The sequence below is a fragment of the Luteimonas sp. Soil_C_16 genome, from assembly GCF_057657295.1.
Window position 1 is genome coordinate 769,796 of the sequence record NZ_JBDGIS010000001.1, and the last position, 12,339, is coordinate 782,134.

General features: G+C 67.7%; 11 protein-coding genes. 8 read left to right on the plus strand and 3 right to left on the minus strand.

Annotated elements, in window-relative coordinates:
* Positions 1-7 precede the first annotated feature (7 nt).
* Together AC3A5T_RS03450 and AC3A5T_RS03455 are read right to left on the minus strand one after the other, a co-directional pair.
* Complete coding sequence (locus tag AC3A5T_RS03450; RefSeq protein ID WP_487627364.1) at positions 8-1,105, minus strand: polysaccharide biosynthesis/export family protein; 1,098 nt, start codon at positions 1,103-1,105, stop codon at positions 8-10.
* 96 nt (positions 1,106-1,201) lie between these two features.
* The gene (locus AC3A5T_RS03455; protein ID WP_487627365.1) at positions 1,202-1,654 is read right to left on the minus strand and encodes a hypothetical protein; all 453 of its coding nucleotides are present in this window, start codon (positions 1,652-1,654) and stop codon (positions 1,202-1,204) included.
* 197 nt (positions 1,655-1,851) lie between these two features.
* On the opposite strand from AC3A5T_RS03455, the gene AC3A5T_RS03460 reads away from it, so the two are divergent.
* From AC3A5T_RS03460 to AC3A5T_RS03475, 4 genes are all read left to right on the plus strand, one after another.
* Positions 1,852-2,289 (plus strand): low molecular weight protein-tyrosine-phosphatase, encoded by a 438-nt coding sequence (locus AC3A5T_RS03460; RefSeq protein WP_487627366.1) that lies wholly within the window; start codon positions 1,852-1,854, stop codon positions 2,287-2,289.
* 45 nt (positions 2,290-2,334) lie between these two features.
* Positions 2,335-4,578, plus strand: coding sequence for a polysaccharide biosynthesis tyrosine autokinase (locus AC3A5T_RS03465; RefSeq protein WP_487627367.1), 2,244 nt, complete (start codon positions 2,335-2,337; stop codon positions 4,576-4,578).
* A 201-nt stretch (positions 4,579-4,779) separates the two neighbouring features.
* A complete protein-coding gene (ubiA, locus tag AC3A5T_RS03470) occupies positions 4,780-5,700 on the plus strand; it encodes a 4-hydroxybenzoate octaprenyltransferase (RefSeq protein ID WP_487627368.1) in 921 nt (306 codons plus the stop codon).
* A gap of 408 nt (positions 5,701-6,108) precedes the next feature.
* Positions 6,109-7,878, plus strand: a complete 1,770-nt coding sequence (locus AC3A5T_RS03475) for a putative bifunctional diguanylate cyclase/phosphodiesterase (protein ID WP_487627369.1) — start codon at positions 6,109-6,111, stop codon at positions 7,876-7,878.
* A gap of 3 nt (positions 7,879-7,881) precedes the next feature.
* On the opposite strand, the gene AC3A5T_RS03480 is transcribed toward AC3A5T_RS03475, so the two are convergent.
* A complete protein-coding gene (locus AC3A5T_RS03480; protein ID WP_487627370.1) occupies positions 7,882-8,622 on the minus strand; it encodes a ComF family protein in 741 nt (246 codons plus the stop codon).
* 49 nt (positions 8,623-8,671) lie between these two features.
* On the opposite strand from AC3A5T_RS03480, the gene bioB reads away from it, so the two are divergent.
* From bioB to AC3A5T_RS03500, 4 genes are read left to right on the plus strand one after another with little or no spacing between them, the layout of a single operon-like run.
* Complete coding sequence (gene bioB, locus AC3A5T_RS03485) at positions 8,672-9,748, plus strand: biotin synthase BioB (RefSeq protein WP_332077857.1); 1,077 nt, start codon at positions 8,672-8,674, stop codon at positions 9,746-9,748.
* On the plus strand, positions 9,745-10,107 hold the full coding sequence (locus tag AC3A5T_RS03490; RefSeq protein ID WP_487627371.1) for a hypothetical protein: 363 nt from the start codon (positions 9,745-9,747) through the stop codon (positions 10,105-10,107). The genes bioB and AC3A5T_RS03490 overlap by 4 nt, the downstream gene beginning before the upstream one ends.
* Entirely contained in the window at positions 10,097-11,332 is a 1,236-nt protein-coding gene (bioF, locus tag AC3A5T_RS03495; RefSeq protein ID WP_487627372.1) for an 8-amino-7-oxononanoate synthase, read from the plus strand. The genes AC3A5T_RS03490 and bioF overlap by 11 nt, the downstream gene beginning before the upstream one ends.
* Positions 11,329-12,333 (plus strand): multidrug resistance efflux transporter family protein, encoded by a 1,005-nt coding sequence (locus tag AC3A5T_RS03500; RefSeq protein ID WP_487627373.1) that lies wholly within the window; start codon positions 11,329-11,331, stop codon positions 12,331-12,333. The genes bioF and AC3A5T_RS03500 overlap by 4 nt, the downstream gene beginning before the upstream one ends.
* The last annotated feature ends 6 nt before the right edge of the window (positions 12,334-12,339 follow it).

Here is a 12,339-nt window from a genome sequence, read left to right on the forward strand (position 1 = left end):
ACTCGACTCAGCGCAAGTCGTTGCCGACGCTGGCAGCGTTGGTGATGATTCCCGCGAACGGCAGCAGCTGGCCGACGAAGCGGCTCCAGCGGGTAATACCGGCAGCGCCGACGAACACCACATCGCCCGGCAGCAGCTCGAACTGGCTGGCGACGGCGAACGCAGCCGGCGACTTCGCTTCGAGCTGGTAGACCGTCGACGGCATCTCGTCCAGGCCCTTGTTGCCGCGGATCACGTACACCGCATTGCCGTTGGACGTGGTCTGGGCCAGTCCGCGTGCGCGTCCGAGCGCCTGGCTCAGGCTGATGGTGCCGGTCCGGAAACTCTGCGCGCCGGGCAGGGTCACTTCGCCGACGACGAAGACTTCCTTGGTATCGAGGTACGGGATGTAGATGTGGTCGTTCGCCCTGAGGTACACGGCGCCGCGCGCCTGTGCATCGAGATCGAGCGTCCAGGTCACACCGTCACGAGTGAGGCGAATGCCCGACAGATCGGCGACTGTCGGATTGAGGCCGGCCTGGCTGATGGCGTCGTTGAGCGTCATCGACACCACGGTCAGCGGTACCGCCGTCGCATTGGCGGCAGCGCCTGTCACCCAGACGCGCTGGCTGGCATAGGTCAGGATCGAGACGTCGACCTGAGGCGCTTCGATGTAGCGCGCCAGTTTCGTGGTGATCAGCGAGCGCAGTGCGCCGGGCGTCAGTCCTGCCGCGTCGAGCGTGCCGATGTAGGGGTAGAACAGCGTGCCATCGGCCTGCACGAGACGGCCCGCGGCATTGAGTTGCTGCTGCGGACCCGCCGGCACCGTCAGTTCAGGATGGTCCCAGACGGTGATGTAGAGCACGTCACCCGCGCCGATCGTGTACGCCTCGGGCTGGTAATCGGCCAACGCGCTCGGCAGCGCCCCGGATTCTGCGCGCGCTGCACGGTCCATCGCGATGAGCTTCGGCGTGATCGGCACCAGATCGAGCTGGTCGTTGCCGATCGTGCGGATGCCTTCGGCACCTTTCGAGCTTCCGCCCATGTGTTGACCCGGCGCCCACAGACAACCGGACAGCAGGCCGGCCACCGCAATGGCGGCGGCGAACGGACGCAACGACTTCATGCCCCACTTCCCTCGGTTTGAACCGGGCGGCTTTATACCCGCCCATGAAAAACCCGCCGGGCAGGGCCCGGCGGGCTGGAATTCACAGATACCGACTTAGCCGCCGGTGCCGGTGCCGCCGGTGCCACCCGTGCCGCCGGTGCCACCCGTACCGCCGCCACCGTCACCACCGCCGCCCGCGTCGTTGCCGGCGCTGTCGCTGCCCGAGTTAAGGGCAGTTGCGGCAAGTGCGGCGCCTGCGGCGACGATGCCGACGGTCGCTGCAGCGCTGAGGCCTGCGCCGGTCGCAGCAGCGGTGCCGGCCGCGGTGCCCGCGCCTGCGGCCGCACTGGCTTCTGCAGCAGCAGCGGCTTCAGCGGCGGTTGCAGCCTCGGTCGTGGTGCCGACCTGGACGCTGGTGGCCTCGGAAGCATCGACCGTTGCCTGCGAAGCCGTTTCGGCCGACTGCGCACCGACCGCGGTGGCGTTCTGTGCCTGCGGCGCTGCGAAGGCGACGCTGGTCATGCCGACGAGGGCAAGGGTGCCGATGAGGCGAGCGGTCTGGCGCATGGTGGTCTCCGATCCTGGAAACGCGATCTGGTTCGCGTCCTACAACAGGCAACGCTATGAGGCGGCAGGAGCACTGTCAAGGAAAAGAATGCTGCAGTGCGAAAAAAGCCGGACTGCGTCCGGTTTTGAGTGGCGTAGCCGGGTATCCTGTGCGCCGCGCGCTGGATGTGCGGCTGTGAAGCAAGGGAACAAACCGGGTGTTTCGCAAGATCCTGATCGTCTGCATCGGAAACATCTGTCGCAGTCCGACCGCTGAAATCGTGCTGCGCCATGCGCTGGACCACACGGACATCGAGGTGTCTTCGGCAGGACTGCAGGCGCTGGTCGATCGTCCTGTCGATCCGACCGCAGCGGAGCTGCTGCGTGAAAGGGGGCTGGATCCGGATGCACACCGTGCCCGTCAGGTCACGCCCGATCTGCTCGGCAGCGTGGACCTGGTGCTGGTGATGGAGCGTGCCCACCAGGCGCGCATCGTGCGCGATGCCCCGCAGGCCAGCGGCAAGACCCTGCTGCTGGGCAAATGGCGCGGCGATCTGGAAATTCCGGATCCCTATCGCCAGCAGCGACCTGCCTTCGAGCACGTGCTGCGCTTGATCGACGAGAGCGTGGCCAGCTGGCGGCCATACCTTCGCTGACGTTTTTACTGGCGCTTTGCGCCGCTTGATATGACCGGAAATGAGATGAACAAGGATTCGCAGAACCCGTCCAGGGATGAGGACGAAATCGACCTGCGCGAGCTGGCCGGCATGCTGATCGACCGCAAGTGGTGGATCGCGGGCATCACGGCACTGTTCTTCGTGGTCAGTGTGGCCTACGCGCTGCTCGCGACACCGGTCTACCAGGCGCAATCGATGGTGCAGGTGGAATCGAAGATGCCGTCGATTCCCGGTCTGTCGGATCTTTCGTCGCTGGGCATGGGCGGCAACAGCTCCGCTTCCACGACCGAAGTTGCGCTCATTACATCGCGTGCCGTGATCGGCGAGGCCGTCGATGCGTTGCAGGCCGACATCGTGGTGGAGCCGAAGCGCTTCCCGCTGATCGGAGACTTTTTTGCACGTCGCTTCCGCGCTGATGCAGCAGACGCTGTGGCACCCGCGAAGTTCGGCGCGTCCAGCTACGGCTGGGGCGGGGAATCGCTGCAAGTCGTGGGTCTGGATGTGCCGGCGTTTCTTGTCGACGAGCCGCTGACCCTGGTCGTCGGCGACGATACGTCGCGCTTCGTGCTGCAGGGCCCGGACGGCGAAACGCTGCTTGAAGGCACGGTCGGCACCGAGGCGGAAGGCAATGGCGTGAAGCTGCAGGTCGCCGCGCTGCGCGCGAACCCGGGCACACGTTTCGAGGTCACACGCCTGCGCCGCCTCGATGTCGTGGCCGGCTATCAGCAGGAAGTGCGAGCGTCGGAGCAGGGCAAGGACTCAGGCATCCTGCGACTCAATTTCGAAGACAAGGATCCGGTCTTCGCCGAAGCGTTCCTGCAACAGGTTGCTGCCGCGTACGTGCGTCAGAACGTCGAGCGCAACTCGGCAGAAGCCTCCTCGCAGTTGACCTTCGTGCGCGAGCAGTTGCCGACGATCCGTCTGCAGGTGGAAGCCGCGCAGTCGGCGATGAGCCAGTACCAGACGACGGCCAACTCGGTCGACATCACGATGCAGACCCAGGGTCTGCTGCAGCAGGAAGTCGCGGTCGAGACCAGCATCCAGCAGCTCAAGATGAAGCAGGCCGAGATGGACCGTAGCTTCACCCGGGAGCATCCGGCTTACCGCGCGCTGATGAGCCAGCTCGGCGAACTCGAAGGCCGCAAGGCCGGTTTCCGCCGCCAGGTCAGCAATCTGCCCGACACCCAGCAGGAACTGCTGCGCCTGACCCGCGATCTTCAGGTCAGCAACGAGCTCTACACCGGCCTCCTCAACCAGGCCCAGCAACTCGACGTCGCACGCGCGGGCACGGTGGGCAACGTCCGCATCGTCGATCCAGCCGTCGTCGATACCGCCAAGCCGGTCAAGCCGCGCAAGTCGCTGATCGTGCTGGTCGGCACGCTGCTCGGTGGCTTCCTCGCTGTCGGCCTGGTGTTCCTGCAGCGGATCATGAATCCCGGTATCGAAGACCCTGCGCAGATCGAGGAGCTCGGCCTGCCGGTCTATGCCGCGATCCCGCTGAGTGCGTCCAAGGATCTGCTGATCACCGACCGCATCCGCAACCGGAGTGGGCGCGTGCGCCGCGATGCCGGCTTCGACAAACGCCAGCACCTGCTCGCAGTCAACGCGCCGGCCGATCTCGCCGTCGAGGCGATCCGCAGCCTGCGCACGAGCCTGCACTTCGCGATGCTCGAAGCGAAGAACAATATCCTGACGATCTCCGGTCCGTGTCCGGCGGTCGGCAAGACGTTCGTGTCCGCGAATCTGGCAGCCGTGATCGCGCAGGCGGGGCAGAAGGTGCTGGTCATCGACGCCGACATGCGCAAGGGCACGCTGCACAAGGTGCTCGGCACGACGCAGACCGATGGTCTGTCCGACGTGCTGGCCGGCAAGGTGCAGGTGGACGACGCGATCAAGCAGGCGCCGGGCGTCGAAGGGATGGATTACCTCGTGCGTGGCGACGTGCCGCCGAATCCGTCAGAACTGCTGATGCATCCACGCTTCGGCGAACTGCTCGCAAGCCTGTCGCCCCGCTACGATCTGATCATCATCGACACCCCGCCGATCCTCGCCGTGACCGACGCCGCCATCGTCGCGCATCACGCGGGGTCCAGCCTGCTGGTGACCCGTTTCGGCGTGAACCAGCCGAAGGAAATCCTGCTGACGAAGAAGCGCTTCGAGCAGAACGGGGTGACGATCAAGGGCGCGATCTTCAACGCGGTCGAGAAGCGCGCGACGGGTTACTACAGCTACGGCTACTACGAGTACAAGGCGGACGCGAAGGCGTGAGGCGGGTCGCGCGTTGATGCGTCACTTACCCACCCTCTTTGCCGGAGAGGGCTAGAAGCCGAAGCTCGCGCGAACTAAGCCCCTCTCCCCCCGGGAGAGGGGGCGGGGTGAGGGGATTCGTTCGCGGCTGACCTGCACGCGCCGCTCTTCCGGGCACAACGCATCTCGACATATCAGCGCCGCTGATATCCTCCCATCGCCATGCACGACTACGAACGCTTCTCCGAACCCGCCGTCCCTCGCTGGCGCGAGCGCCTGCGGCAGTACTGGGCGCTGGTGCGTGGGGATCGGCCGATCGGGTGGTTGCTGCTTCTCTGGCCGACGTGGTGGGCGCTGTGGATCGCGGCCGAGGGCGTGCCGCCCCTATGGACGCTTTTCGTGTTCAGTGCTGGCGTCTGGCTGACGCGCTCGGCGGGCTGCGTGATCAACGACTACGCCGACCGCTGGCTCGATCCGCATGTCGAACGCACCAAGGAACGGCCACTCGCCAGCGGCGCGGTGCGTGGTCGCGAGGCGTTGCTGTTGTTCGCAGTGCTGATGCTGGTCGCGTTCGCGCTGGTGCTGACGATGAACTGGCTGACGGTCGCGATGAGCGTCGTCGGCATTTTTCTCGCGGCGAGTTATCCCTATCTCAAGCGCCACACCTACCTGCCGCAGGTGTATCTGGGCATCTCGTTCGGCTGGGCGATTCCGATGGCGTTCGCGGCCGTGCAGGGCACGGTGCCGCCGATCGGGTGGGTGCTGTTCTTGGCCAACATCTTCTGGACCACGGGCTACGACACCTGGTACGCGATGGTCGATCGCGAGGACGACATCCGCGCCGGTTCGAAGTCGACGGCGATCCTGTTCGGCGATCTCGATCTGGTCGCGCAGGGCGTGCTCTACGCGCTGGCCTTCGCAGCGCTCGCGCTCGTGGGGCGTGAGGCGGGGCTTGGGCCGAACTACTGGCTCGGTCTTGCGTTCGCCGCACTGCTCGTCGTCTGGGAATTCTTCGTCGCGCGATACCGAGATCGCGACGCCTGCTTCCGCGTGTTCCTGCACAACCACTGGGTCGGCATGGCGATCTTTGTGGGCATTGCGGCGCATTACGCGTTGCCGCCGGCGACGGGGTTGATGCACTGAGCGTCGGCGCGAAGGTGCGACGCATCCTTTCAGGAAGGCGAGTCGGGCGATGAGATACGCTCGATCGACGCGATTGCCGGGCTGACGGATGCGCGTCCGCCCAGCCGGTTCCCCATGGCCGGGCGCAACGGCGCCACGACGCTTGAGGAGCATGCTCACGCTCGACGGTCGCTGTCGTGGCAAGCTCCGCAGGCGAGTCAGGGCTAGGGGACAGCGGCCTTCGATGGACGTGGTGAACTGGCCGGGAGATTAGCGGCCGCCGGGTATCCTCGGGGTGCCGCGTCCGGTTCCGCCGCTGGATTCCGTGGCTGAGTCTGTGGACTCGCGTACCGCGCGAGTCCTCGTGCCCGTCATCTCGTCACGACAGACGGGTGCGCAGATTCGACGTCAGGACAGGGAAGTGGGCGGATGGCACACATCGAACACGAGGCGGACCGACTGGCACTGATCCGCAGCCTCGATCTGCTGGGGTTGCAGGGCACGCCGGATCTCGATCGCATCACCCGGCTCGCCGCGCAGGCGCTGGATGCGCCGATGGCGCTGATCACGGTGGTCGAGGAGTTCGAACAGCATTTCATCTCGACCGTCGGCACGGACCTCAAGGCGACGGAACGCGAGATTTCCGTGTGCGCGGTGGCGATCGGATCCAAGGGCGTCTTCGAGGTCGAGGACCTCTCGCAGGACGCGCGTTTCGCACGCTTCCGCACCGTCACCGAAGACGGCATGCGTTTCTACGCGGGTGCGCCACTCACACTCTCGTCCGGCGTGAACGTCGGCACTTTGTGTGTCGTGGATTTCGAACCGCGGCGCCTGTCGAACGCGCAGCACATCGCGCTGCGCACGTTTGCGGATCTCGCCGTGAACCAGATCCAGCTGTTGCGGATGATCGGTCGACGCGATCCGGTCACCGGCCTGCCGAACCGGCAGCAGCTGTCGGCAGACGTCGCGATCCGCAAGCGCCAGTCGATGTTCGGCACGATGCAACTGGTCGTCATCGACGTGCTGGAGTCCGGGGCATCGAGTCGTCTGACCCAGGCGCTGGGGCAGGGGCCTGCGGAGTCCATCATCCGGCAGGCGGCCTTCCGCATCCTGGACCTGCTAAACGACGACGCGCCGCTCTATCACGTGGACACGGCGCGCTTCGCGTTCCTGCTGCCCGACGAGGGCGGCGACGGCCTGCTCGGATTGCTGTCGGGCATGCGCAAACACGTGATGCAGCCGGTGCACACGCACGGGCTCGACATGTCGGCGAGTTTCCACGCCGGTCTGGCGCCGTTCCACGGCGACGGCGAGGACGACGCCATGCGCATGGCGGTGACCGCCCTGCACGCCGCGGTCGAACGGGGTGTGCCGTGGTCGCACTACGATGCCGCGCGCGACGCCAGCCTGCGTCGACAGCACACGCTCGCGACGCAGGTCGACGCGGCGTTGCGCGAGCAGCAGTTCCATCTCGCGTACCAGCCCCGGCTGGACCTGGCGACCGGGCAGGTGGCGTGGGTCGAGGCGTTGCTGCGCTGGGAGCATCCGACGCTCGGAACCGTCGGGCCGAACGAGTTCCTGCCGATCATCGAGACCACCCCGCTGATGCCGCGCGTCACCCAGTGGGTGATCCAGCAGGCGCTGCGGCAACTGGCGGACTGGGATGCGCTCGGCCACCGCATCGGCGTGTCGATCAATCTCGCCGGCGCCGACCTGGAAGACGGTCGCATCGTCGAACGCGCATTCGCGCTGACCGAGCAGTACGGCGTGGAGCCGAACCGGATCGAGTTCGAGATCACCGAAGGCCACTGGTTGCAGGGCGAGGCCGTGGTGTCGCAGTTGCAGACGCTGCGCACCCTGGGCTTTTCGATCGCGCTCGACGATTTCGGTTCCGGCTACAGCAACTTCGCCTATCTCAATGCCTTGCCTGCGACGGCGATCAAGATCGACCGGTCGCTGGTCGACGGCATGGAAGCCGACGGGCGTCGCGCGCGCCTGGTGCGCACGCTGGTGAGGCTCGGCGCCGAGCTGGGTCTGCGCACCGTGGGCGAAGGCGTGGAGACAGAGGCGCAGCTGGAGCTGCTGCGTCGCTGGAAATGCGATGAAGCGCAGGGCTATCTGATCAGCCGGCCGTGCAGTCCGCAGGACCTGCGGACGTTCCTGATCGAGCGCGTGTCGACGCCGGCCAGCACGTTGTAGCGGTCACCGCACGCGCGCGCAGACCCAGGCCTCGATGCGCTGCGCGCCCGCACGTCTGAGTGCAATCGCGGCCGCGTGCAGCGTCGCGCCCGTGGTCATGACGTCGTCGATCAGCACGACGTGTGCCGGCATTCCGGCAGGGCGCTGGACCGCGAACGCACTGCGCAGATTCCGTCGCCGCGCCTTTGCATCGAGTCGCGACTGCGGCGCAGTCTCACGCACGCGGCGCAGCAGATCGGTGCGCAGTGGCAGGCCGTGGCGACGGGCGAGTAGGCGCGCGAGCTCCAGCGCCTGGTCGTAGCCGCGCTCGCGCAGTCGCGCGGTGTGTAACGGAATCGGCACCAGCGCGGCGGCGCGTGCCGCGTGGGACGTCGCCTGCGCCAGACAGTCGCCGAGTAGCGCGCCGGCGGCAAGATCGCGATGGAACTTGAAGCGCGGCAGCAGCCGGTCGACGGGGAATCCGTAATCGAACGCGGCGATCACCGCGTCCAAAGGCGGCGGCCGACGCAGGCAGGCGCCGCAGACCGGATCGGGCGTGGGCAGCGGCTGCGCGCAGCGCGCGCAGGCATGCGGCATCCAGGGCAGCGCGGCGGTGCAGGCGGGGCAGAGATCGCGCCCGTTTGCGCCGGGCTCGCGGCACACCAGACAGCGGCCGGGCAGCGCGGTATGCAGCAGGCCGCGGAGCCACTGGCGCCAACGCCCGTCAACCGGGGCGGGTGGATTCTGGTTGACAGCGCCGGGCATGCTTTCCAGACTGCCGGGCTTGTCCCGCCGTCACCGTCGGTAGATCGCCATGTCCGTTGTCAGCCACGCCCGCGAAGCCGCCGGCCAGCCCACCCCCCTTCGTCACGACTGGTCGCGCAGCGAGATCGAAGCGTTGTTCGCGCTGCCGATGCCCGAACTGCTGTTCCGCGCCGCCAGCGTGCACCGCCAGCATTTCGATCCGGCCGAGGTCCAGGTCAGCACGCTGCTGTCGGTCAAGACCGGCGGGTGCCCCGAGGACTGCAGCTACTGCCCGCAGGCGCAGCGCTATCACACCGGCGTGCAGGCGACGAAGCTGATGGAGACCGACGCGGTGCTGGAGAAGGCCCGCCAGGCCAAGGCCGCCGGTGCCACGCGATTCTGCATGGGCGCGGCCTGGCGTTCCCCGAAGGACCGCGACGTGCCGAAGGTCGCGGCGATGATCCGCGAGGTCAAGGCGCTCGGTCTGGAGACCTGCGCGACGCTCGGCATGTTGACCGGCGAGCAGGCGCGCGCGCTCAAGGACGCGGGCCTCGACTACTACAACCACAATCTGGATACCGATCCGGAGTTCTACGATTCGATCATCCAGACCCGCGAGATCCAGGACCGCCTGACCACGCTCGAACACGTGCGCGACGCGGGCCTCAAGACCTGCTGCGGCGGCATCGTCGGCATGGGCGAGACCGGGCGCCAGCGCGCCGGCCTGCTGCGCACGCTGGCGAATCTGCCCTCGCATCCGGACTCGGTACCGATCAACCGGCTGGTGCAGGTCGAAGGCACGCCGCTGCACGGCACGGAAGAGATCGATCCCTTCGATTTCGTCCGCACGATCGCGGTCGCGCGCATCCTGATGCCGCGCTCGATGGTGCGGTTGTCGGCCGGACGTCAGGACATGAGCGACGAACTGCAGGCGATGTGCTTCCTCGCCGGCGCCAACTCGATCTTCTACGGCGAGCAGCTGCTGACCACCGGCAACCCGGACACCGAACGCGACATGGCGCTGTTCGCGCGTCTGGGCCTGCGGCCGATGCAGGTGCACGTGGATGCCGAGCACCACGATCACCCCGGCACCGCCCACGTCGACATCATCGAGCTGCCGCAGCACCCGCGGAGTTTCGCCGCATGATTCCGTGGTTCGCCTGGGCCTATCTGGTGCTGCTGGCGCTGGTGGGTCTGAGCGGATTCGCGCTGACCGTGCGCGATGGACAGTCGAAGCTGCTGGCGATCGCACGTCTGGCTGCAGTCGGTGTGCTGGTCTGGGGCGTCGTGCTGTATTTCCGCGATGCAGGTGCGCATGTGCTGTTCGCCGGCGCGCTGTTCGTTGCGGTGCTGCTGCTCGCGCACAAGAGCGTGTCCGATGCGCAGGACGCCACGCGCATGAAGCTCGACCGTTCGGCTCGCGCTGGCGTGGCCATCAATGGTCTCGTCGTGCTGCCTGCGATCGCGATGGGTGCCCTGGCGATCTGGGCCGGCCGTGGCGCCTGAGCGGCCCGATCTGCGTACGCGTGCGCGTGATGCGCGCGATGCTCGCACGGAGGCGCAGGCACGTCGCGTGCGGCGCACGGTCACGCGTCGCGACGGCATGCGCTGCGAAGTGCTCGATAACGGCCGCGATGCGCGCTGGCTGCTGAACTTCTGTAGCAACGATTACCTCGGCCTCGCCTCGCACTACCAGGTGTCCGGCGCGCTGCAGGATGCCGCGGCGCTGCATGGCGCGGGCAGTGGCGGCTCGCATCTGGTCAGCGGCCACCACGCGCTGCACGACGCGCTGGAACGCGAGATCGCCGACTGGCTGCAGGTGCCGGCGGCGTTGCTGTTCGGCAGCGGGTTCGCTGCGAATCTCGCGGTGTTGCAGGGGCTGCTCGGAGAAGGCGATGCCTGCGTGCAGGACCGTCTGAACCACGCCAGCCTGATCGATGCCGCGCGACTCGCCGGCTGTCGTCTACGCCGCTATCCGCATGCCGATGCGCAGGGCGCATTGCGCCAGCTGCGCACCGTGCCGGAGGGTGCGGCCGTGCTCGCGACCGACGGCGTCTTCAGCATGGACGGCGATGTCGCGCCGCTGCGCGAGCTGGCGATCGTCGCGCGCGTGCAGCAGGCGCTGCTGTACGTCGACGATGCCCACGGCGTGGGCGTGCTCGGCCCCGATGGCCGCGGCAGCGTCGCCGATGCACGGCTCGACATCGAGGCGGTGCCGCTGCAGCTGGTCACGCTGGGCAAGGCGCTCGGTGGGTGCGGCGCGGTGCTGGCGGGTGACGCGGATCTGATCGGCCATCTCGCCGAAACCGCACGCCCCTACATCTACACGACCGCGCTTCCCCCCGCGGTCGCAGGCGCCGCGCTGACGGCGGTGCGGATCGCGCGCCAGGAGCATTGGCGTCGCGAGCGGTTGACTGCACTGGTGCAGCGCTTCCGCGCACGTGCGCAGCGTCGGGGGCTCGACCTGATGCCGTCCGACACGCCGATCCAGCCGCTACGCTGCGGCGACAACGCGACCGCGCTGGCACTGTCGCGCGCGCTGGACGCGGCCGGTTTCTGGGTCGCCGCCATCCGCCCGCCTACCGTGCCCGAGGGCCAGGCGCGTCTGCGCGTCACGCTCAGCGCTGCGCATGCCGATGCCGATGTCGATGCGCTGGTCGATGCACTCGCCGCCGCACGCGATGCGCTGCCACCGGCGACTGCAGCCGCACCTGCCGTTCCGACACCATGACCGATCCGCAACACGACGCCCGCCGCGCCCTGCTCGCGGTCGGGATCGCACTCGCATCCGCGTTGTTCTTCACCATGACCTACGTGCTCAACCGCGCGAGCGCGAGCGGCGGCGGCCACTGGGCGTGGACTGCGTGTCTGCGTTACTTCATCACCCTGCCGTTGCTGCTGCCGCTGATGCCGTTGCAGGGCGGCACGAAACCGGTGCTGCGCGCGATCGCCGCGCATCCGTGGGCGTGGCTGCGCTGCAGTGCGATCGGCTTCCTGCTGTTCTATTGCATGCTCTCGTTCGCGGCATCGAGCGGGCCGGCATGGCTGGTCGCCGGCAGTTTCCAGTTCACCGTGATCGCCGGCATGTTGTGCGCGCCGCTGCTGTATCGCGATGCGCGCCGGCGCGTGCCGCCCGCTGCGCTCGGCATCGCCGCAGCGATCCTCGTCGGCGTGTTGCTGATGCAGTTTGGTCACGGTGGTCCCGGGCTCGATCGCGCCGGATGGATCGCACTGCTCTGCGTGCTGACCGCGGCGGTCGCGTATCCGCTCGGCAATCGCCTGTTGCTGCTGCATCTCGAGCGCACCGGCGAAGACCTCAATGCCACCCAGCGCGTGTTCGGGCTCACGCTCGCCAGCCAGCCGTTGTGGCTGCTGGTGGCGGCGTTCGCCTGGAACGAAGCCGGCACGCCGTCGATGTCACAGGTGTGGCTGGCGGCAGGCGTGGCGCTGAGCGCCGGCGTGATCGCGACCATCCTGTTCTTCCAGGCGACCGGCATGGTCCGCGACAACCCGGTCGCGCTGGGCGCGGCCGAGGCGATGCAGGCGGCCGAGTTGCTGTTCGCGGCGTTCCTCGGTGCGCTGTTCCTGCAGGAGGCGTGGCCGCAGGGCCGTGCATTGATCGGCGCGGTGGTGGTGACGCTGGGCATCGTGGCATTCGCGATCGTCGTCGCACGTCCCGCGGCCGGCAGCGCGCGTCGCACGAAAGCGTTGCGTGGAGACAAAGGCGCGTGAACACAT